The following is a 21,897-nucleotide window of genomic DNA, read 5'->3' on the forward strand; positions in this document are numbered from 1 at the left end:
GAACTACTGGCAGGAATAGGTTTTTATAAAGTAATATGGGATTTAGATATTTATACAAATCTTTATTTCTTTGATGGTTTTATCTATAACTTTTTCCCAGGTGAAATGTTCCCGAACTTTTTCTGTAGATCGTTTCTTTTTATCTAATATTTGAGTTTCAGAAAGCTGGAGGGCTGCTGAAACAGCTCTTGTAATTCCTGAGGTAATATCTTTACCAGCAATTAGCCAACCATTGCCAGCATCTACCATTTGGTTTACAGCCCCTACATCTGTTGCAATAATGGCAAGCCCTCTGGCCATTGCTTCCATAATAACATTAGGCATACCTTCAGAATAGCTGGGACAAACCAGCACGTCCATTTGATCTAAAATTTTCTGAAGCTCAACCTGTTCACGTATTGCGCCGTGATATACTACATTAGGCTTTTTAATTTTTTCAGCCTCTTTAATAGGGCCAACAAAGTGAAATTCAAAATTTTGATCCTGTGTAGAGGACAAAAATTTATTTATTTCTACAATTCCTTTTCTCCTTTCGGCCCTTCCAACAAAAATGAACTTCCGCTTTCCTTTAGGCTTTCTTTGGCTAATATCTGAAGCTAACCAGCTTGCTCCTATTCCTGTAGGAATTTCAATTATTTTAGAGTTACTTCCAATCTTTCCAATAATATCAGAAACTTTTCCTCCATAGGAAAAAACATAATCTGCTTTTGAAACATTATATTTTACCGGAAGCTTTAACATTTGAAGTTTTATCCCGGTTTTAAAATCAGGCCACTGCTGAAACATTTCATAGCCGTGAAAATTCACCCCAACAGGTATTTCCCTTTGTAAATTCTGTTTATTTTTAATTAAAGCCCAGCCGGAAAACCCCTTGGCATAAATAAAATCTGGCAGTTCCCTGTTAATTACTGCTTTATATACTTTGTATGAATACAAATACTGCTCGTATAGGTAATGCCCCGGGAATTTTTTTGCACGGGGATATTCAACTTCAATTATGTTTAGAAATTTTAGTTCTTCTGAGGAAAAAGGATCTTCATTGTTGGCTAAAGCTTCATCTCTATAGTGGTACAAATCTACATAAACCTCTTTTTGTGCCAGATACTTAGCAAGAAAGTAGGAGTGTTTCTGCATCCCTCCCATTACGTATGGATAAATACCGTTAGTTAGCAGTGCTATCCTCATTTACCTTATACTTGAAGTGTTTAATACCATCAGGATGGTCATAAAGATTTTGGACGATTTGCTCCTTTGAAAGTTTATCTTTTCCGGTCATTAAGTATTTGAGAAATTCAGCAAAGCGTAGTCGCTCCTTATAAATTTGACTTAAAGTTGAATCACGAATAGTTTTAGGATCGATTTTTAATTGCTTAAAGTGCTCCACACCACTATTGACTTCATTGTGATTTGATTTCACATAAATTGAATTGTCTTCATTTAAATAAAAATTTCTACCACCTTTATTCTTGGTTGTCATAAATGTATATTATCTGCCTAAAGATTCTAAATAAATATTGTTTAACTTTTTAATGTGTACCTCCGGTGAAAATTTCTGAATTGCTAGCATTTTGGCTTGATGACTTATTTTAAGGTATAACTTTTCATCTTTAATTAGTAGTTCCACTTTCTTCGCCATAGCCATTAAATCCTTGGGAGGAACTAAAAAACCTGTTCTTTCGTGTTTTAACCATGTACTAACACCACCCACGTCAAAACCTACAACCGGTTTACCGTGCATCATTGCTTCTATACCCGAAAGACCGAAAGCTTCAGGGTAGATGGACGTAAATAAAAGAAGAAATGATTTACTTAAATAACTGTCTACTTTCTTAGGAGATAACCAACCGTGGAATATAAAATTTTTTCTGTAGTTGGCAGGAATCATTTCCCTGAAGAGTTTTCCATCATGCCCCTCCCCGACAATATCAAAACTTATATTTGGATATGTCTCTAGAAGGATAAGTCCTACTTGAATAAAATAATGAACCCCTTTTGTGCGAGAAAGTCTTCCAATAAACAAGATCCTAATTTCTCCTGGTCTTTCTAACTCAGCGCTTGGTCTTATCTCGGTAAAGGCAGGATTTAAATTCAAGACGCCTGCTGGCATTCCAACTTTCAAAGATTCCGCCTTCATATATTGTGACATTACAATAATCGCTTTGTATTTCTTCGAACTAAAATCGATTTCAGCAGAAGTATTTTTCCAATCATTATAGATCCTTTTTGGATGCCTGTTCATACAACCTTGTGTATAGGCATGTTTAATACAATGGCTTCCAAATGGAACTTTACAAACTTCTTCTGATTTTCTCCAGAATTTACCTTTACCAGGACAAAACATTCTAGGTTCATGCATTGTTCGAACTACGGGAACCATTTTAAAACAAGCTCTTAACAGTTCTGGATCGGAAATACTATGAACATGAATAAGATCAATATCATTATTCAAAATAAAAGTTTTTAAATAATCTGTGGCTTGGTCTAAGGATAAACTTGTAATTTCCTCAGCAGTTTCTTTTATCCGGATGGTATATTTACCAGTTTTATATACACCAATCCAGAAACTTTCAATGCCGATCTTTGACAAATAATGGATAGTGTTCTTTATGTACACTTCTGTACCCCCACTAATTTCAATTTTATCATTTAAATGAAGAATTTTCATTTAACTTGCTCCTTAATAGCTTTTTGAAGCTTCTCCTTGTAAAAGTTAACTTTCTTAGAAATTTTTTGGCGCTCCTCAATATTTTTATCTTTATCTAAAAGATTATCCACTTTTTCTAAAATTGAAAATTCTTTTAAAGTTATCTCTTTTTCTACTGAAACATAGGAATGCATCAAGTCCAATGAGTCCATGAAATCTTCACATTTATCTCTATAGCCAATAAGAATTGTGGGAATGTTATAACAGAGGGATAGGACACCTGAATGAAGTCTTACACTTATACATAAAGCTGCTCCTTTAACTGCTTGTTCAAAGGAATTATAAGTTTCAGTTACCGCCATTGGTTCTGAAAGCCCCAGCTCATTAAAATATCTTTTGGTATAGGGTAAGTCATTAGGATTTATAATTAAAGGCTTTATATCCCAACCTTCTTTTAGGTAAGACTTCAGATGAGGAATCATCTTTTCCCAAAAGTGATTGTATTCCTGAATATCCATTAAATTGAGAATAATTAATTTTTCATACTCTTTTTTAATATCACTATCTCCTAATAGAAGTGCAAGATCCCCCACAACTTCCGAATCCACATCTATCTCCTTTAATCTTCTACGGGACATATTACCTCTTACTCCAACAAATTGAAATTGTTGTAATACCTCTCTCCAAAATGAAAATCTGGTTTCATATGGCTGTTCAATCCCACAAGAACCGACTCCTGTGCCAAGAGAAATTAAAGGAACGTCAAAACTTAAAGACCTTTTTACTTTGTCAAACCACATTTCGTTTATTAGTGTGCCACCTCCAAGAATGAATTTTTCAAAAAATGATTTACCTGAAAGCCCAACAATGGAAAGAGCTTTTTCCACTCCTATAGATTGTAAAGTAATAACATTGTATTCCGGAATATTTTCTTTAAAAGCGTTGAACATTGCATCGTCTCCCAAATTTCTAACGCCGTGTCCGCCAATGTATCCGATATTTGACTTGGTAGACCTTTTTAAAGGAAGTCTTTTTCTTATTTCTAAAGCAAGAATTTTTCCTGCTGTTATTTTGTTCTTAATTAATTTCACTCTCTACTTTTCGTTTATAATTATTATGCACTAAGGGATTAGATTCACCGCTAAGAACATTTTTAATTATATTTGCTTTGGTACTGAAAATAGTTTCCCAAGTGAAATTATTATTTATTTTTAGATGTAAATTTTCTCCCAGTTTATTGTTTTCTATATAACTTCTATTAATAGAGTTAAGCTTAGTCACTAGATCTTGTGCCGAATTATTTTTAAATGTAATTAGTTCATCCTCACTGAACCAATACACTATATTCTTCAAGTTTGGGGCAATTACGATACATTTTGCTGCGCCATAGTCAAACAGTTTCATATGAGAAGAATAATCTGGTCCTCCAGGAATTAGACCGACGTGCATTTTTTCTAGTAAATTTTTAAGCTCATCTCGTTTTAAAAAGCCGTGATTTTTAGTAGGCAAAATATCTTTCAGCTCGAGGTGGACTGTTTCTAGTTTCGATCCGATTAAATGAAGGTGGAAATTTGATTTATGCTTAATTTGATGTAATGCCTTAATAAGTAGTGGGAAGTTGTGATGTTTCATAAGACTACCAACGAAACAAATATTTATATGTCTATTTATTTCTTTTTGATGGGTTTTAAAGTGGTCTATAAAATCTTTCTCAATACCGTTTTCAATGTTAGACCAATTTGTTTTTTTAGAGTTAACTAAATTTCCTCTTAAACCTATAAAAAAAACATAATCTGATTTTTCATAAGCATTTTTCTCGAGAAATTCTGCAATTGGATTGAACCAAGATTTGTACATAGATTGCCGTGCATAATAATGAATCCCATTACTCTCATAAAAATGGGGAATGTTTAAAACCTTGGAAATTAGTAATCCATTGTAGTTTAAATAGGAGTTACGTTCATATATAAAATCAGGATGTTGTGCTTTGAAATTTTTATATAATGAAAAAAGCTTAAAATGGTTTTTTGTTAAAATAACTACATCCTTTACTACTCCCCAGAATCCAATTTTTTTTAAAAAATGTTTCACCCAGTTATCTAATTTTGCATCAGTTGAAGCAGTTTTTTCCAAAGATTGTTCTGCTTTTGGTGCTATTAACCGGATATCGAAATAATTTGAAAGCATCCGCATTCCTATTTCAATATGCCTATGAGCACCACTTCCTATCTCTAAACAAGCAGGTTCGGTTACTAGGTATATTCCTTTTTTTTTCAATTCTCTTTTATTTATTATAATACCAGATTGACAAGAATCGACAACTTTTATTTCTCAAACATTATGAAGCTGCCGGTAATATTTCCTGTAATATCAATATTGGACGTCTTCTTTGTTGAGCAAAATGTTAGTTTTATAAGAAGTGGAAATGGTTAGCCTTTTTTAGAACCGAAAAATATATATGTTTTTCATTCAAAATGCAGTTCTTGCTTATATTTTATTAATGTTTTAGCACAGTATCTGGATTATATAGATTTTTTAGTTTAGGATTTCAACCAAAAAGATTAAATTGTTTTCTTAACCTTAAAGCTATTCTAGCTTGTAAATATTCGATCCAATGGTATATTAGCTGTGGTTTATTCTGGACGGAACTTTCTTGTTTTCCACAGACTAAAGTTTTAAAGGAGGCGTAAGCTCCGTCAACACTATATCGTTTTGCAAAACTTGCAGATTTATTTTGAATTCTATTGTAAGCCTGGTAATTTAAAATAAGTAAATCGTGCAAAATATCTCCCATATTCCTTTCTTTAAGGGACCCATTTTCTTCCCCTACATTTCCAAAAGGTAATTCGTGAAGTAAACCGTAAGAAACAGGAGCAGAAGCATAAGCAATGGAAACAATTGTAGGTATACCGGAAGAAGCTGCTTCTACTGCGGCAGTTCCCATCCCGATAAATGCATAAGCATCAAGCAAAACAGTTTCCATCTCATCGTAGGAAATCGGACCTTTTAAAGAGATAAAATCCTCACATTTATAGTCAATAATTCGCTGCTTTAAATCACAATCAGAACTCCCATTACCATAAATATCCCAGGTTAAGGAAGGGAATTTTTCACGCAACTTCTTTATTTCCTTTATCATGGTAAAATTGTAAGTTTTCATATGCTTATCAATTCTTCCAATTGAAACTATTCTTTTCCTTGGGATTTTTTCCATTATACGCCGGCGGGGTTCCACAGGGAGAGGAATAATTTGCGTCTCATTCAGATCAGATTGAAAAACTTTGGAAAAACTTGTTCTACATTCTTCATTCATGAATATGAGAGATTCGGGAGGTTTTTTCCTTAATAGTAATAACTTTACTTTGTAACCTGAATCACTTTGCAATGCAAGTGGATTAACCACGTAAAAAAAATTTTTCCCTTTAAGGTTGTAATAAAGCTTTAATATTTCAGAAAAATAATATGCATCAAGGGATAACGTAAATATTGCATCATAGGGTTTTTCAAACTCCGGAAGATGTTTCTTCAAACCAAATGGAAATTTCCAAAGATGACGAGCGCTATTATCAAAGAAAAAAAACGAACAACCCTCGGGGAAACAATTAAGTACAGCAGCAGATGCTTTATTTGTTTTAAATAATACAGTTACAGATGCTCCATCAGTTAATAATTTTTTTGCCATTCTGGCTATAAGCGTTTTCGTACCACCTAATACCTCCGCATCATCCTGAAAAAAAAGAATATTCATTAACGTTCTTTAGTTAGGTTAAAATATATTTCATTCCAGGAACTTTAAAAGCCACTCGCCATAACTTATTATCTGCACCTAAGCGTTGGTACAGCCCTCGTAGACAACATACACTTGTAACTATCGTAAGAACTAAGCCTACTAGAATCCCTGGAATTTGTGGTAATAAGATCCCTGAAAGAAAAGTTAAAGCAACAATTGGCAGCAATACAAATAATAACTTCCGTACTCCACGACTCCAAGAAAAACCTATTAATTTATATGTTACCACAAGCATCAAAAGTGAATAAAATAAATAAAGGAAAAAGAAGGCCATACCCGTACCATTAATTCCAAAAAATAGTAACCCAAACCAAATCATTGCGAGGTGCAGGCTATTTGCGAATGTTTCAGTAAATGCAAATAGCTTACCTGCCCCTTTAGCCAAAATTACAAATCCAAGTGGCCAGGAAATAACACGACCAAGACAACCTAAAGCAAACCAGCGCAGGAGATCAATAGCCTGCGAAAACTCAGGGGTATAAAATATGTAAATTACCAGAGGAGCGAACGCCACCGTGCCTAATATTCCTGGCACAGAAAGCAATAAACCAATTTCTGTCTGTTGATTAACCAAATCACGCATTTTTGTATGATCATCCTTTACAGCAGTTAGGCTAGGAAAATAATCAGCTCCCATTGCTCTTAAAACAAAATTTACCACCATACCAGAAAGACTAAAAGCAGCTGAAAAAATACCAACTGCCACTAGATCTATTTCATATGAAATAAGTGCTTTAGCAGCAAATGCTACTCCCATTGTCAAAGCTCCACTCCACATAAAAGCCAATCCTAATTTTATCATGCCACCAGCCTCAAGGAATGACTCTCTCCAGCTCATTTTAACCTTAGGCACTTCAACTTTACGGGCAAACCACCAGGAAGCAAGCAGTTCAATGAAACCCATGATGACTATAGCTGGCACAATTCCTTTTTGGCCGAGCCACCAATACAAACAAACACTAATAATGGAGCCAGAAGCAATACCAATTACATTTAATTTGGCCAGATCTGCAATACGCCGCATACCTTGAATTAAGGCCATTTGCCCTCCTTTCACATTAGCGAATAATATTGTCAGACCAACCCATGCAACTTCTACTGAATACTTGGGACTACTGAACGCCAATTGGCTTATTTGGTGAGAGAAAAGGAGAACACCCAATGAACCTAAGCCACCCGTCAACCAGCACATTCTTTGTAAGGTCAAGACGGTTCGTCCCACATGTTCTTGATGACCACCACTTACTGCCTTCGCAACATCACGCACTGCACTTGATTGTAATCCCATCCCTGCAATTGTTCCTATAAACGCCACCGCTGAACGATAGGTGCCAACCAGTCCTACTCCAACGGGACCAATAAGTACGGCCACAAATTTAACGCGGATAATACCAATCAACATATTAATGGCCTCTGCTCCACCAACTATGGAGGAGGATTTGAAGATGCGAGAGAATGATTTATTTTCTTCAGCCATTAAACCTTAGGAATTGTTTTTACAGGGATAGGAATAAGGATGTACTTTAACGACAAAATCTTTAAGCATTGAAATTATTTATTTCTCTAACCACATTCACCATCTCATCTTCTTCCATAACTGCACTTATTGGCAAACTCAATACCTCCGCATGTATTTGTTCTGTAATAGGAAAATTGAAACTATTGTATTCTCTATAGGCTTTTTGCCTGTGAGGAGGAATTGGATAATGTATTAGAGTTTGAATTCCTTTTTCAACTAAATGCTTTTGCAATTCCACTCTTTTTTTAGTCCGTATTACAAATAAATGCCATACATGACCTTCTTCACTCAATACTTGAGGTAAAGCAATTTCTGGATTATTAATGTTTGCCAAATAATAATTAGCTACCAACCTTCTGGCATTAATATCATTTTGAATATATTTCAATTTTACATTTAAAAAAGCAGCTTGTATTTCATCTAACCTGGAATTTAAACCTTGGTAAATATTCTCATATTTCTTATGAGACCCATAGTTACGCAATGCCTCAATGGTTTTTGTCAGTTCCTTGTCATTGGTTGTGACCGCACCTGCATCACCTAAAGCGCCAAGATTTTTACCTGGGTAAAAACTATGACCTGCCGCATCTCCAAGATTTCCTGAAGCTTTACCATTCCACAAGGCTCCGTGAGATTGTGCCCCGTCTTCTACCAATTTTAAGTTATGCTTTGCACATACATCTATCATTTGTTGATCAACAGAATTTTGACCATATAAATGAACAGTTAATACCGCCTTTGTTTTAGAAGTAACAGCAGCTTCTATTTTATTGGAATCTAAATTATAAGTCTGACTATTTGGTTCAACAAAAACAGGAATGAGATCATTGTCAGAAATTGCCAAGACAGATGCTATATAGGTATTTGCCGGAACAACTACTTCATCGCCTTTTTTCATCAAACCCAATTCAATGTAAGCCTTGAAGATTAATCGAAGTGCATCCAAACCATTTGCAACCCCTAATGCATATTTGGTACCGCAAAATGATGCATAGTTTTCTTCAAAAGTTTCCAATTCTTTCCCCATTAAATACCAACCAGAATCAATTACTCTGTTTGCCGCTTCTTTTAATTCCTGCTCATACTGAGAATTAATTTTTTGTAGGTCTAAAAATTTAATCATTTATTTTCGGAGTCTGTTTTTGTACCGTCTCTTTCAATTTTACCTTTTTCCCTCGCAGGATTCCCATACCAAATAGTTTGCGGCGGAACATTTTTTGTGATTACACTCCCGGCACCAATTAAAGCATATTCTCCTATTTCAACTCCGGCCAATATTGTAGCATTTGCCCCAATAGATGCTCCTTTTCGAATAATTGTTTTAGTAAATTTTTCAGGATATTGTTTAGATCGTGGAAAAAGGTCATTGGTAAAAGTTACATTAGGCCCTATAAAAACATCATTTTCAATAGTAATTCCATCCCATATTTGTACTCCGGGTTTCACTGTAACATTATCACCTATCACCACATCGTTTTCTATGAAGACATGACAATTTATATTACAATTGCTCCCAATAACTGCGTCTTTGAGGACTATGGAATACTGCCATACAAATGTATCTTTTCCGATATTTAGGGTTTGTACCTCTGCCGTGGGATGTATCATTTTAATTTTAATTGCTTGAAATCCATATAATCTCTGATGTAATCTTCTTCATCGTATTTGTGTGATGCCAAAACCATACTTACTGAACCGGAAGAAAATTCAAATAGTTCTCGCCATATTCCCGGGACTATTAACAATCCAAAATCCGGGCGATTGAGGGAAATAATTTTTTTGTTTTCTCCATCGTCTAGCAAGACGTTAAAACTACCACCTGCCGCAACTATTAATTGATATAGATCATAATGAGCATGACCACCTCTACTTGCACCGGCTGGGATGTCATACAAATAATAGATACGTCGAACCTCAAAAGGAATGTTATTGTTTCCTTCAATAACAGTGATATTCCCTGCCCGGTTATGAATTTTATTCAAAGGAATTATATGGCAGTCATAGACCGAATTTTCCTTCACTGTCTTTTTGTTTTTAAATATTCCGGGTAGTCCCGGATATAATCTTTTTCATCAAAAAGTGTCGAACTTAAAACCACAGCAAGGGAATTTGTAGAAAAGTTTTCCAACTGTCTCCAAAGTCCCTTTGGGATATATAAACCATAATATGATCTATTTAAATGAAACTCCTTTTTTTCATTCCCATCATCTACAATAACATTGAAACTACCTGATATGGCAACAATAAACTCATCTTGCTCCTTAAAAGCATGACCTCCTCGCACCTGTCCGCCCGGAACATCGTATATCCAGTAAGTGCGCTCGATCTTAAAAGGAATATGTTGATTTTCTTCCACGAACGAAAGATTACCACGATCATCTTCTATTTTTGGTAAATCAATGAGCGTAGTGTCATTAATCGTATTGGGTAAATACATTTCCAGCCTATTTTTTTAAAAGTTTTTTCAGATAATCAAAATATTCACCCTTCTTGTTTTCTATATTTTTATTGATAGTATCGTCATCCAGCCAATTTTTTCTCCAGGCGATTTCTTCCAGACATGAGATTTTAAGCCCTTGCCTCTTTTCAATGGCATGTACAAATTGTGTAGCTTCACTCAATGCTTCATGTGTACCAGTATCCAGCCAGGCAAAACCACGACCCAGTAATTCAATGTTTAAATTACCTTCATCTAAATATGCCTGGTTAACGGAAGTGATTTCCAGCTCCCCACGTTGTGAAGGCTTTATTTCTTTGGCTTTCTGGATTACGTCATTAGGATAAAAATACAAACCTACTACCGCATAATTTGATTTTGGGTTATTAGGCTTTTCTTCAATAGAAATAACTTCCTGTTGATCATTAAATTCAGCAACCCCATAAGCCGTAGGATCGCTCACATAATATCCAAAAACTGTTGCCTTTCGATTTTCCGATGAATTCTTTACCGCATGTTCTAGAATAGTAGTAAAACCCTGTCCGTAAAATAAATTATCTCCTAATACAAGGCATACATCATCTTCGCCTATAAATTCCTCTCCAATTAAAAATGCCTGGGCCAGTCCATCGGGTGAGGGTTGTTCGGCATATGAAAGTTTTATCCCAAATCGACTTCCATCACCCAAAAGCTTTTCAAACAATGGCAAATCTCCCGGGGTAGAAATTATCAAGATATCACGAATGCCTGCTAACATTAAAGTAGATAATGGATAATAAATCATTGGCTTGTCGTGAACAGGCAGTAACTGTTTAGAGACAACCTGCGTTAGTGGATGTAAACGGGTGCCGGAGCCGCCGGCGAGGATAATTCCTTTCATATAAGTACTGATTTCGCTGATTATTAAAAACGCGGATTACACTGATTTAAGCGGATTGCGCGGATTACTTACGTGTAATCTGCAAAAAACCGTGCAATCTTTTATACTAGTGCAGGTTCTTTTACTGCTTCTTCTTTGCTTACCGCAGGTGTTCCGATACTGCTAACGGTGTAACCTATGTTTTCTAATTTCTTTACATCCAAAAGATTTCTCCCATCAAAAACAAAAGCCGGTTTTAGCATGCAGTCATAGATGCTTTTCCAGTCATAGCTTTTAAATTCATCCCACTCAGTAAGAACTGCAATGGCGTGAGAATCCTTACAGGCATCATAAGGCTCATTTACAACTTTTAGCAATCTTCGGTTTTCTTCCGGACTTCTGCTTCCTAAATAATCTAGGTCGCCATAGATCTGTTCAGACTTTACTTTAGGATCGTACACAACCACTTCCGCCTGCTCGTTCAGTAGATAATCCGCAACATATATAGCGGCAGATTCACGGGTGTCGTTGGTATCTTTTTTAAATGCCCAACCAAGGAAAGCAATTTTTTTCCCTGAAACTGTATTATAAAGGGTGCTCACAATATTTGCAGCAAATCTTCTTTTTTGGTGATCGTTCATGATGATCACCTGCTCCCAATAGTCGGCTACTTCATTTAAACCATAAGATTTGGCGATATAAACCAGGTTTAAAATATCTTTTTGAAAACAAGACCCTCCAAAACCAACAGAAGATTTAAGAAATTTAGATCCTATACGGGAGTCCATTCCAATCGCACGTGCCACTTCATTAACATCTGCCCCAGTTTTCTCACAAAGTTCACTCATCGCATTGATGCTGGAAACCCGTTGAGCAAGGAAAGCGTTGGCGGTAAGTTTTGACAATTCTGAAGACCATACATTGGTAGTAAGGATGTTTTCCTTTGGTACCCAGTGAGCATATACATCTACCAGAGACTGCATTGCTTCTCTACCTTCCTTGGTATCTACATCGCCACCTATAAGTACGCGGTCCGGCGCCAGGAGATCTTCCACGGCTGTTCCTTCTGCCAGGAATTCAGGGTTGGATAGGATCTGGAATTTCACTCCGTTACCGGTGTTTTCAAGTATACTTTTTAAAGCTTCGGCTGTCCGTACCGGAAGAGTGGACTTTTCAACAATTATTTTATTGGTTGTGGAAACCCGTGCAATCTGTCTGGCACAAAGCTCGATCCATTTCAGGTCGGCTGCCATTCCTTTGCCCATTCCGTAGGTCTTAGTTGGAGTATTCACCGAGATGAAGATCATGTCTGCTTTATCTATGGCGTCATCTACTTCTGTAGAGAAGAACAGATTTCTTCCTCTGGCTTCTTTTACAATTGCAGACAATCCCGGTTCGTAGATTGGAATGTTTTCCACATTCTCATCATTCCAGGCAGCAATTCTAGCTTCGTTAATATCTACAACGGTTACGTTGATCTCGGGGCACTTTTGTGCGATTACGGCCATTGTGGGGCCACCTACGTAGCCTGCTCCTATGCAACAAATATTTTTTATCTTTTTCATTTCATTAAGATGCGGATTCCGCGGATTTTTTAAGGTACGGATTCCACGGATTTTAGCGGATTGCGCGGATTTTTATATGCGGTTTGTATTTGATTATAGTTTGGCGTCGGTTTTATTGCCGAGGATGCCTTTTACGTCGTAGACTACAGCTTGATTGTTTTTTAGCTGCGCTAAATCTAGTTCCAAAAATTCCTTGTGAGCTACGGTAAGAACAATGGCATCAAATTTTTCTTCCGGAAGAGTCTGTGAGGTTTGCAGTCCGTACTCGTGCTCAACTTCTGCAGGATTTGCGAGCGGATCATAGATGGTAACATTAAGCCCGTATTGCTGTAATTCCCTTACCACATCTACTGCCTTTGTGTTCCGTACATCCGGACAATTTTCCTTGAAGGTAATCCCAAGTACCAGGATGTTTGCTCCCTTTACTTTTAGGTCCCTTTGCAGCATCAACTTGATCACTTCCGAGGCAACATATTTTCCCATAGAATCGTTCATGCGCCTTCCTGCAAGGATGATCTCAGGGTGGTAGCCTAATTCCTGTGCTTTTTGAGCCAGGTAGTAGGGATCTACACCTATGCAATGTCCCCCAACCAATCCCGGTTTAAAGGGTAGGAAGTTCCATTTAGTGCCGGCGGCTTCTAGAACGTCTGCGGTATTGATGTTCATTTTATTGAAGATCTTTGCCAGTTCATTTACAAAAGCAATGTTGATATCCCGTTGCGAATTCTCAATTACTTTAGCGGCTTCGGCTATTTTAATGTTAGGGGCGAGGTGAGTGCCTGCCGTAATCACAGAAGCATAAAGTTCATCTACATTCATTCCTGTTTCAGGAGTGGAACCTGCAGTAACTTTTAATATTTTCTCCACCGTATGTTCCTTATCTCCCGGATTGATCCTTTCCGGAGAATATCCTACGAAAAAATCTTCGTTGAATTTGAGGCCGCTGGTTCTTTCAAGGACAGGTACACACTCGTCCTCTGTTACTCCGGGATATACCGTAGATTCGTAGATTACTATATCACCTTTCTTCAAGACCTTACCAACACTTTCGCTGGATTTGTACAACGGAGTAAGATCGGGGCGGTTGTTTTTGTCGACGGGAGTTGGCACGGTGATGATATAGTAGTTGCAATCCTGGATGTCGCCCAGGTCGCGTGTAACGAACAGTCCATTGACGGTTTCACCTATTTCTCGTTTGCTAGCACCATTCTGCTTTGCCTTTGGCTCCCAGTGTCCGGCAATAGCCAATTCTTCTACCTCCTCATGCCTTTTTACGGCAATAGGATATTTTTGAAGCAATACAGCTTGCAGCACTTCATCTTCTACTTCCAGGGTAGAATCATGACCTTTTTGCAATTCGTCAACGCGTTTCGCATTGATGTCAAATCCTATGACGGGATATTTGGTGGCGAATAATCTTGCCAGTGGAAGGCCAACGTAGCCAAGACCTATTACGGCGATTTTGATGTCTTTCATTTCAGGATAATGGGATTCCACTGATTTAAGCGGATTGCGCGGATTCTTCTCGATACAATCCCGATTACCATCGTGATCATTCGAACTGATGCGAGTTTACAGTTTAACTTGTTTGTAATTGGTGTTGTTTTCTAAAAACCAACTATAGGTTTTTTGAATCCCCTCTTCCAGCGAAGTAGAGGCGGACCAGCCTTCATTTTTTAGCTTGTCCACGTTCATTAATTTTCGTGGGGTGCCGTCGGGTTTGGAGTTGTCCCAAATAATCTCTCCGGTGTGGCCGGTAATTTTCTGGATGGTTTCAGCAAGTTCTTTTATGGTAAGATCTTTCCCTGTACCTACGTTGTACAGGTTTTCCTTTAGCTCCTTTTCCAAAGCGAAAAATACAGCATCTGCCAGATCATCTACATGTAAAAATTCGCGCATAGGAGTTCCGGAGCCCCACAGTTTTACAGGCTCACTGTTTTCTTTTGCTTCGTGAAACTTCCTGATCATAGCCGGCAAAACGTGAGATGTCTGTAGATCAAAGTTATCATGGCTGCCGTATAGGTTTGTCGGCATAAGTGATACGAAATCTTTATCAAACTGTTTTCTTATAGCTTCACAGGCTTTTACTCCGGCGATCTTTGCAATTGCATACCATTCATTGGTAGGTTCCAGACTGTCGGTAAGCAGGTATTCTTCTTTAAGCGGCTGGGGGGCGTGCTTTGGGTATATGCAAGAGCTGCCTAAAAAAATAAATTTTTCAACGTTGTTTTTATGGGAAGCATCTATCAGGTTGTTCTGGATCTGCAGGTTCTCCATTAAGAACTGGTAAGGGTAGTCGTTATTCGCAAGAATCCCACCTACACGGGCTGCAGCGTCGATTACAACTTCTGGTGCTTCGGTGTCAAAAAAGGTGTTTACGGCTTGTTGGTTGCGGAGATCAAGTTCTTTGCTGGTTCTACCGATTAGGTTGGTGTAGCCTTCTTTCTCAAGTTTTCTCCAAATGGCGGAACCGACCATGCCGCGGTGCCCAGCTATGTATATTTTTGTTTCTTTATTCATAAAGCACTGATTCCGCTGATTTGAAAAATGATCCCGCGGATTAGTTTTTAGTTAGTATTGATAAAGCGTTTCCACTTCAAGCTTTTCTCTCCGAAATTGATCAGTAATCCAACTTCTTTATTGGTTACTTTGAGGTAATTGATTACCTGACTCTCCAGATTCTTATTTAAAAAGGCTACTGACTTTAGTTCAACTATTATTTTGTCATAGCATAGGAAATCAGCTTTGAAGAATTTATCGAGTTCCTCCCCTTCATAATAAAGGTTCAGCTTTCTCTCCTTTTCAAAAGGTATTTCTTCCTTCACAAATTCTTTCGCCAAAACTTCCTGATAAACGCTCTCCAGAAAACCACTGCCAAGGTTCTTGTGAACAGTCATACAGGCACCTATGATCTTGTAAGTTTCTTCCTCAAATAACAATGGTGACATAGGTGTGCTCTAATCCGTTAAATCAGTATTAATCTGTGTAATCTTTTAAATTACTCGAAGTAATTTAAAACCTGGTATCCACCTTTCTTTAGGTGCTGATCTTTTTTCATCAATTCAACGTCACTAGTCATCATATCCTTAACAAGATACTTAAGATCATATTCCGGAACCCATCCTAATTTATTTTTAGCTTTACTGGCATCTCCAATTAGAAGATCCACTTCTGTCGGGCGGAAATATTTTGGATCTACGGCAAGAACTTCTTTTCCTTCTTCTAATTGGAAATCAGGATTGCTACAGGATTTTACATATGCTCTTTCATCGGCTCCGCTGCCTTTGAATTCCAGTTCAATTCCTACTTCTCCAAAAGCCATTCTCACAAAATCACGTACCGGGGTGGTTTTCCCTGTAGCAATCACCCAGTCTTCAGCTTCTTCTGCCTGTAGGATCATCCACATCATGCGAACATAATCTTTTGCGTGTCCCCAGTCTCTTTGCGCATCCAAATTTCCTAAATAAAATTTGTCCTGTAAACCAAGAGCGATTCTCGAAGCTGCACGTGTGATCTTTCTTGTTACAAAAGTTTCACCTCTTAACGGAGATTCGTGATTAAATAGGATCCCGTTGCAGGCATACATTCCATAGGCTTCGCGATAATTCACAGTGATCCAGTAAGCGTACATTTTTGCTACAGCATATGGACTACGAGGGTAGAAAGGAGTGGTTTCCGTTTGCGGCACTTCCTGGACTTTTCCGTACAACTCAGAAGTGGATGCCTGATAGATCCGGGTTTTCTTTTCCAATCCAAGCAGACGTACAGCATCAAGAATTCTTAGTGTTCCCAGTCCGTCAGCATTTCCTGTATACTCAGGCAGTTCAAAAGAAACAGCAACATGACTCATAGCTGCCAGGTTGTAGATCTCATCGGGTTGGATCTCCTGGATCAACCTGATAAGATTCGTACTGTCGGTCATATCCCCATAATGCAGAATAAAATTCCTTTGATCTTCATGTGGATCCTGGTACAGGTGGTCTATCCTGTCTGTATTAAACATGGAAGATCTTCTTTTGATCCCATGAACGATGTAGTCTTTCTTTAAAAGAAATTCACTCAGGTAAGCTCCGTCCTGACCTGTAACGCCGGTAATAAGTGCTGTTTTTTTACTCATTTCATTCGTTGATTTCACAGATTTTAAACAAGATTTCACGGATTATGGCGGATTCCGCAGATTGTTCTAATTAATGAGCAGAGATTGCTCCTGTTCTAGTTTTTGGTAGATATTTTTTACGTCCTGAGATACTTCTTTTTGCAGGACCAGGTTTGCATCTTCAGTACAGACAAGGATGCTGTTCTTCATGCCTACAAAGGCGGTGAATTTTTCACAACCAATGACCATGTTTCCTTCAAGATCTACAGGGTGTCCCTGTTCGCGGAGATAATCGTAAATGGCTTCAAAACTACCCATGTCGCTCCATTTAAAATTAGAAGACACGACTTTCATTTTTTCGCTCTTTTCCATTACTGCGTAATCCACACTTATTGATGGTATTTCAAGAGAGGATAAAGTTTCAAGTCGGCCGTTTTGAGCCTTTTCCCATGTAGAAAGAGATTTTGTGTATACCTGGGGAGAATATTTTTGGAGTTCTTCAAGAAATACTCGGGCTTTAAAGCAGAACATTCCACTGTTCCAAAGAAAAGTGCCTTTAGCTATAAAGTCCTTGGCTGTCTCAGTGTTAGGTTTTTCCCGGAAGCAAATCACATCATTACCCTCAAATTCAATGTAGCCATAACCTGTCTCGGGTCGTGATGGTTGAATCCCGAAGGTTACGATATTTCCTTCTTCAGCTAAGTTAATTGCCTGCTGCACAGCTACAGTGTATTCAGGACCTTCTTTGATGATGTGATCTGCCGGAGTTACCAGCAGAATATCTTCCGGCTCAGCTGCAAAGGCTGCAAGAGCAATTGCGGGTGCGGTGTTTCTGGGAGTTGCTTCAACGATATCCACATAATCCTCAATTCCAATTTTTTGTAGACTAGCTTCAGAAAGTTGCCTGTTGCCCTGGTTTCCAACTACAATAAGTTGATCGGTAAGCGGAGCATTTCTTTCCACTGCCAATTCAAAAAGGCTTTTTGAGTCGGAGAAGATGTTCAAATATTGCTTTGGTCGCGATTGTCGGCTGAGCGGCCATAAGCGACTTCCAATTCCACCAGTAAGAAGGACGTGTTTTATGGAGGGCATTTTTTTAGTTAGTTATGAGTTAGGAGTTGGGAGTGCTGAGTAAAGTTTGTTGTGACGCTGTGATCTTGTGACGCTGTGATGTAGTTAGTTTTGACTTGATCACTTCGTTACTCCGTCACTTCTTTACAATCTTGAATTTTAAATTCTGAATCCTGAATGGAGCTCCGCGCCCGGCACGGCTTCGCCGCTCTGAGTCCCAATTATTTAACATGGAATCAGTCGATGAAATACAAAAAAACCTGTTTAGGGGTTTGATTGCCAGTTTGAAGCTGCGAATATATCCCTTAACCTTTCTTTTTTCAAGGCTTATGTGTTAAAATTTTTAGGAGATTATTAACACATTTTAGTAAGAGGCTACGAAAGCGTTTGATTAGTTACCGATTGTGGTAAGAATTGGGGCAAAAATGATAATTTTATTTCTTCATAAGTCTAATTTTCAGGTAATTATGGAGATTTTAGATCTTTAGGACGGCAGGAGTGTTAAAGTTTTGGATTGGTTAACTAGTTGGCTAATTGAGAATAGGTTATTGGGGAATGGTTGTTCTCGATACATCTTCCCACCTGCGCTGCAGTTGGAAAGCCACTCGAACTGACGGGGATTGGTGAATTGGGGGTTAGTTAATTGGTTAATCAGGGAATGGTAATTGTGTATTTTTTATTTTCACTAATCACTAATCACTAATCACTAATCACTAATCACTAATCAGAAATAGCAGCTTCGCTTTCTCCTCCAAGGATTTTCACTGTCGAAGATTTCCCAGTTGAGACTCAGCATAAATTGATTAAGACGCCCATCGTCGAAAGATGCTCCGTTCATAACATTAAAAACATCAATTTTCTGCGTGTCTTTAGAGTCAAAGGTGAAATCGTAACGCAAATCAATTTCGAACTTATAAAAGGTATATTTTAATCCAATTTGTCCGGCCCAAAAAAGCTGATGATTTTCCAATTCTTCTGAGGTCCCTGTCAAAGTTGCATTTTCAAATTCAGAGTTTAAAAAATACTGATAGGCAGGACCTGCGTAGAAATCTAAATCTTTGTAAACTTTGAGTCCTACTAAAAGAGGGATACTTATCTTATCAAGAGTATAGAGAGAGGAATTATCGGGAAAAGGAAATTCTCCTCTCGCACGACTATAAAATACTTCGGGACGTAAAAAGAAGAAGTCAAAATCCAACTCTAAAAAAGTGCCTGCCTGAAATCCCAGCCGGGAATCTGTAGAAAATCGACCGGCATTTCCAACAACCTCTGCAGATCTTTTATTTATACTGGAATTAATGCCTCCTTTCAAGCCGAGGCTAAATTCCTGGGAACAAAGAGAATAACTGCAAAGAAGCAGCAGCCAAACGATAAAAGATTTATATTTTGATGTGTTTTTCACAAAAAATTAGCAAAATTAAAATTTTTAATTCAGTTATTAACGTAACAAAACGGATTTTATTGTTTAGAACTAATAATTTTTTGTTTTGAGAACAGAGGATCTAAAATAATGGGCAGAGTCAATCAAAGAGCTATTAAAAACATCTACTTGTCGTACCTTGGGATCTTTTGAGATTTATATGAGGGCCAACTGGATTGGATTCGATGGTTAATATCTTATTGCGACAGCTGGTTCTCGAAGAAATTTTAATCTCCCTTTAGCAAATTTTCTGTCTACTCCCGGTGCGGAGGAATGGGTTATCAAGGAATGGTTAATTGGGGAATGGTTGTTCTCGATACATCTTCCCACCTGCGCTGCAGTTGGAAAGCCACTCGAACTGACGGGGATTGGTTGTTCTCGATACATCTTCCCACCTGCGCTGCAGTTGGAAAGCCTCGAACTGATTGGGAATGGTTAATTGGGGAATGATTGGGAATGGTTAATTGGGGAATGGTTAATTGAATTCCCTAATCCCTAATCCTATTCACTAATCATTGAGTGGCAGGTTTTTCTTGATATATTGCAGAATAAAGGTTGTCTTTCCAACCCCTCTGGCACCTTTGATTTCAATTAACTGGGTCTCCCATGAAATATTGTCCAATTCGCTTCTTAACAAGGCGAGAGAGATTTCTTGTATTTCCCTGTGATATTTTTCCTGAAAGCTATTCACTTTTTTGCTTATTGAATTAAGTAGATATAATTGAATGTTGTTTACTGCAGTAAACAAAATTTAATTCAAAAAGAAGTACTCTGCCGAAAATGATAACTTTTAATTCGGGAAACGTGAAAACGGAAAATTGTATTCAGGGAATGGTTAGTCAGTTAATTGGAAATTGATTAATTGATGAAATACCTATTTAAAACAGAACCACAACAATTAACTTTTAATCATTAATTATTCAAATTAAAGCCACGGATGCAAGGATATTTTTCACTCTTACTCTGGTCCTAATTTTCAGCTCCTCCCATTGATGAGATTTTCTCGTCGCACTTTCTTTTTTTCTCAAAAGAAAATACTCTGTTGAAATGACATTTTTTAATTTGAGAACTGAGAACTGAGAACTTAAAACTACGAAAGTAAAAAACTCTCCAGGTCCATTGCAGGAATTCCCTCTACAGTATTTCCTGAAAAGGAATCAAGTGTAATAACAACTTTCGGGTAATTGTCTTTAATGGTTTTTAAATTCCCGAACTCCCTCTCAAGTGTTGAGATATTGTTGATACTCAGAGCAACCTGGATGTACATCTTTTCACCTGATTTTTTAGCAACAAAATCTATTTCTTTATTGCCCATGATCCCTACCTGTACTTCAAATCCCTGATAGACCAAATGATTATAAACTATGTTTTCCATTATTTTTCCTCTGTCTTCCAACCTGTAACCCCAGAGCCCATTACGGATTCCGAGATTTTCAAAATAATATTTCTCCCCGATTTCAAAAAAGCGTTTTTCTACAAGGTCAAATCTTGGAACCCTATGTATCAGGAAAGCATTGACTAAATGCTGTACGTAAACCTGCACCTGATTTGGAGCCATTTTTACCCGTTGGGATTTAAGAAAATCACTAATCTTCTTTGCTGAAAAAATACTGCCGGTATGGGCAGCCAGGAATAATACCAGCTGCTCGAGGAAAGCTACATTTCTAATTGAGTACCTGTTGATAATATCTCTATAGACAATACTCCCGTAAATATTCTTTAAATATTCAAAAACAATAGTGTCTTCGAGCTCCAGGTTGATTAAATAGGGAAGTCCGCCATACTTCATATATTTCTCAAGACTATTATCACCTGAATCTAATTTATGAAACTGAAGAAACTCTGGATAGGAGAGACTAAAAACCTGAATTTCAACATATCTACCGCTAAGATGTCCGGCGATATCCGATGATAATAGATTGGCATTGCTTCCTGTACAGTAAACATCCAGATCGGCCTGGAGCAGCAAAGATCTCAAAGCAGTTCCAAAATTTTCGATATCCTGGATTTCATCTATGAACACGAAAGTTTTTCCCGTCCCGGATTTCTCTTTTAGAACGTAATCATGTAAATCCCTGGCTGTTTTTATGTGATCAAATTCCAGATCTTCTTTATTTATATAGATGATGGGAGCATTGGGAGTTTCCTTCTGAATAAAACTGATAATCTGAAAGAGTAAATAACTTTTCCCCACCCTCCGTTGTCCTGTAAGCACCTTAATTATTCCTTTCCCAATAAAAGGTTTTACCTTTTCAAGGTAATGATCGCGTAATTCGATGTGTGGTGGAAATTTTAATTGCATTTAAGGTATAACTATAATGTTGGTCAAAAATACGAAAAGTTATAATTATAATTATAACTTTTTATAACTGAATAATTGGGGATTGGTTGTTCTTGATATATCTTCCCACCTGCGCTGCAGTTGGAAAGCCACTCGAATTGAAGGGAAAGGTGAATTAGTGATTAGTTAATTGGGGAGTGGTTGTTCTCGATACA

General features: G+C 37.5%; 20 protein-coding genes. All 20 read right to left on the bottom strand.

The window, feature by feature from the left end; genetic code table 11:
* Positions 1-42 precede the first annotated feature (42 nt).
* Entirely contained in the window at positions 43-1,185 is a 1,143-nt protein-coding gene (locus H148_RS0113785) for a glycosyltransferase family 4 protein (protein WP_029035322.1), read from the bottom strand.
* Entirely contained in the window at positions 1,163-1,477 is a 315-nt protein-coding gene (locus H148_RS0113790) for a hypothetical protein (RefSeq protein WP_029035323.1), read from the bottom strand. The genes H148_RS0113785 and H148_RS0113790 overlap by 23 nt, the downstream gene beginning before the upstream one ends.
* 9 nt (positions 1,478-1,486) lie before the next feature.
* Entirely contained in the window at positions 1,487-2,665 is a 1,179-nt protein-coding gene (locus H148_RS0113795) for a glycosyltransferase family 4 protein (protein WP_029035324.1), read from the bottom strand.
* Positions 2,662-3,735, bottom strand: coding sequence for a polysaccharide pyruvyl transferase family protein (locus H148_RS0113800; RefSeq protein WP_029035325.1), 1,074 nt, complete (start codon positions 3,733-3,735; stop codon positions 2,662-2,664). The genes H148_RS0113795 and H148_RS0113800 overlap by 4 nt, the downstream gene beginning before the upstream one ends.
* Positions 3,722-4,921 (bottom strand): glycosyltransferase, encoded by a 1,200-nt coding sequence (locus H148_RS0113805; protein WP_029035326.1) that lies wholly within the window; start codon positions 4,919-4,921, stop codon positions 3,722-3,724. Before H148_RS0113805 ends, H148_RS0113800 begins: the two co-directional genes overlap by 14 nt.
* A gap of 271 nt (positions 4,922-5,192) precedes the next feature.
* A complete protein-coding gene (locus H148_RS0113810; RefSeq protein ID WP_029035327.1) occupies positions 5,193-6,392 on the bottom strand; it encodes a glycosyltransferase in 1,200 nt (399 codons plus the stop codon).
* A 13-nt stretch (positions 6,393-6,405) separates the two neighbouring features.
* The gene (locus H148_RS0113815; protein WP_051286477.1) at positions 6,406-7,911 is read right to left on the bottom strand and encodes an O-antigen translocase; all 1,506 of its coding nucleotides are present in this window, start codon (positions 7,909-7,911) and stop codon (positions 6,406-6,408) included.
* Between the two features lie 61 nt (positions 7,912-7,972).
* A complete protein-coding gene (locus tag H148_RS0113820; RefSeq protein WP_029035329.1) occupies positions 7,973-9,076 on the bottom strand; it encodes a DegT/DnrJ/EryC1/StrS family aminotransferase in 1,104 nt (367 codons plus the stop codon).
* A complete protein-coding gene (locus H148_RS0113825; protein ID WP_029035330.1) occupies positions 9,073-9,561 on the bottom strand; it encodes an acyltransferase in 489 nt (162 codons plus the stop codon). The genes H148_RS0113820 and H148_RS0113825 overlap by 4 nt, the downstream gene beginning before the upstream one ends.
* Positions 9,558-9,974, bottom strand: coding sequence for a sugar 3,4-ketoisomerase (locus H148_RS0113830; RefSeq protein ID WP_029035331.1), 417 nt, complete (start codon positions 9,972-9,974; stop codon positions 9,558-9,560). Before H148_RS0113830 ends, H148_RS0113825 begins: the two co-directional genes overlap by 4 nt.
* On the bottom strand, positions 9,971-10,390 hold the full coding sequence (locus tag H148_RS0113835) for a sugar 3,4-ketoisomerase (protein ID WP_037325253.1): 420 nt from the start codon (positions 10,388-10,390) through the stop codon (positions 9,971-9,973). Before H148_RS0113835 ends, H148_RS0113830 begins: the two co-directional genes overlap by 4 nt.
* 7 nt (positions 10,391-10,397) lie before the next feature.
* The gene (rfbA, locus tag H148_RS0113840) at positions 10,398-11,270 is read right to left on the bottom strand and encodes a glucose-1-phosphate thymidylyltransferase RfbA (protein WP_029035333.1); all 873 of its coding nucleotides are present in this window, start codon (positions 11,268-11,270) and stop codon (positions 10,398-10,400) included.
* 101 nt (positions 11,271-11,371) lie between these two features.
* Positions 11,372-12,814: a UDP-glucose 6-dehydrogenase gene (locus H148_RS17965; protein ID WP_051286480.1), complete on the bottom strand. Its 1,443-nt coding sequence runs from the start codon at positions 12,812-12,814 to the stop codon at positions 11,372-11,374.
* A gap of 93 nt (positions 12,815-12,907) precedes the next feature.
* Positions 12,908-14,290, bottom strand: a complete 1,383-nt coding sequence (locus H148_RS0113850) for a nucleotide sugar dehydrogenase (protein WP_029035334.1) — start codon at positions 14,288-14,290, stop codon at positions 12,908-12,910.
* A gap of 96 nt (positions 14,291-14,386) precedes the next feature.
* Complete coding sequence (locus tag H148_RS0113855; protein ID WP_029035335.1) at positions 14,387-15,334, bottom strand: GDP-L-fucose synthase family protein; 948 nt, start codon at positions 15,332-15,334, stop codon at positions 14,387-14,389.
* Positions 15,335-15,381: 47 nt separating this feature from the next.
* The gene (locus H148_RS0113860; protein ID WP_029035336.1) at positions 15,382-15,762 is read right to left on the bottom strand and encodes a GxxExxY protein; all 381 of its coding nucleotides are present in this window, start codon (positions 15,760-15,762) and stop codon (positions 15,382-15,384) included.
* A 50-nt stretch (positions 15,763-15,812) separates the two neighbouring features.
* Positions 15,813-16,931, bottom strand: coding sequence for a GDP-mannose 4,6-dehydratase (gene gmd / locus H148_RS0113865; RefSeq protein WP_029035337.1), 1,119 nt, complete (start codon positions 16,929-16,931; stop codon positions 15,813-15,815).
* A gap of 66 nt (positions 16,932-16,997) precedes the next feature.
* The gene (locus tag H148_RS0113870; RefSeq protein ID WP_029035338.1) at positions 16,998-18,002 is read right to left on the bottom strand and encodes a mannose-1-phosphate guanylyltransferase; all 1,005 of its coding nucleotides are present in this window, start codon (positions 18,000-18,002) and stop codon (positions 16,998-17,000) included.
* 703 nt (positions 18,003-18,705) lie between these two features.
* Entirely contained in the window at positions 18,706-19,383 is a 678-nt protein-coding gene (locus H148_RS18390; protein WP_051286485.1) for a porin family protein, read from the bottom strand.
* A gap of 1,108 nt (positions 19,384-20,491) precedes the next feature.
* Positions 20,492-21,703: an ATP-binding protein gene (locus H148_RS0113890; RefSeq protein WP_037325256.1), complete on the bottom strand. Its 1,212-nt coding sequence runs from the start codon at positions 21,701-21,703 to the stop codon at positions 20,492-20,494.
* Positions 21,704-21,897 lie beyond the last annotated feature (194 nt).

Origin of the sequence: Salinimicrobium terrae DSM 17865, assembly GCF_000424665.1 — a bacterium.
GTDB lineage: Bacteria > Bacteroidota > Bacteroidia > Flavobacteriales > Flavobacteriaceae > Salinimicrobium > Salinimicrobium terrae.

Coding starts and splice junctions, on each gene's coding strand:
- H148_RS0113870 (WP_029035338.1), bottom strand. CDS start 18,002: ATGCCCTCCATAAAACACGTCCTTCTTACTGGTGGAATTGGAAGTCGC.
- H148_RS17965 (WP_051286480.1), bottom strand. CDS start 12,814: ATGAAAAAGATAAAAAATATTTGTTGCATAGGAGCAGGCTACGTAGGT.
- H148_RS0113815 (WP_051286477.1), bottom strand. CDS start 7,911: ATGGCTGAAGAAAATAAATCATTCTCTCGCATCTTCAAATCCTCCTCC.
- H148_RS0113785 (WP_029035322.1), bottom strand. CDS start 1,185: ATGAGGATAGCACTGCTAACTAACGGTATTTATCCATACGTAATGGGA.
- rfbA (WP_029035333.1), bottom strand. CDS start 11,270: ATGAAAGGAATTATCCTCGCCGGCGGCTCCGGCACCCGTTTACATCCA.
- H148_RS0113860 (WP_029035336.1), bottom strand. CDS start 15,762: ATGTCACCATTGTTATTTGAGGAAGAAACTTACAAGATCATAGGTGCC.
- H148_RS0113890 (WP_037325256.1), bottom strand. CDS start 21,703: ATGCAATTAAAATTTCCACCACACATCGAATTACGCGATCATTACCTT.
- H148_RS0113855 (WP_029035335.1), bottom strand. CDS start 15,334: ATGAATAAAGAAACAAAAATATACATAGCTGGGCACCGCGGCATGGTC.
- H148_RS0113835 (WP_037325253.1), bottom strand. CDS start 10,390: ATGTATTTACCCAATACGATTAATGACACTACGCTCATTGATTTACCA.
- gmd (WP_029035337.1), bottom strand. CDS start 16,931: ATGAGTAAAAAAACAGCACTTATTACCGGCGTTACAGGTCAGGACGGA.
- H148_RS0113810 (WP_029035327.1), bottom strand. CDS start 6,392: ATGAATATTCTTTTTTTTCAGGATGATGCGGAGGTATTAGGTGGTACG.
- H148_RS0113825 (WP_029035330.1), bottom strand. CDS start 9,561: ATGATACATCCCACGGCAGAGGTACAAACCCTAAATATCGGAAAAGAT.
- H148_RS0113850 (WP_029035334.1), bottom strand. CDS start 14,290: ATGAAAGACATCAAAATCGCCGTAATAGGTCTTGGCTACGTTGGCCTT.
- H148_RS0113795 (WP_029035324.1), bottom strand. CDS start 2,665: ATGAAAATTCTTCATTTAAATGATAAAATTGAAATTAGTGGGGGTACA.
- H148_RS0113790 (WP_029035323.1), bottom strand. CDS start 1,477: ATGACAACCAAGAATAAAGGTGGTAGAAATTTTTATTTAAATGAAGAC.
- H148_RS0113820 (WP_029035329.1), bottom strand. CDS start 9,076: ATGATTAAATTTTTAGACCTACAAAAAATTAATTCTCAGTATGAGCAG.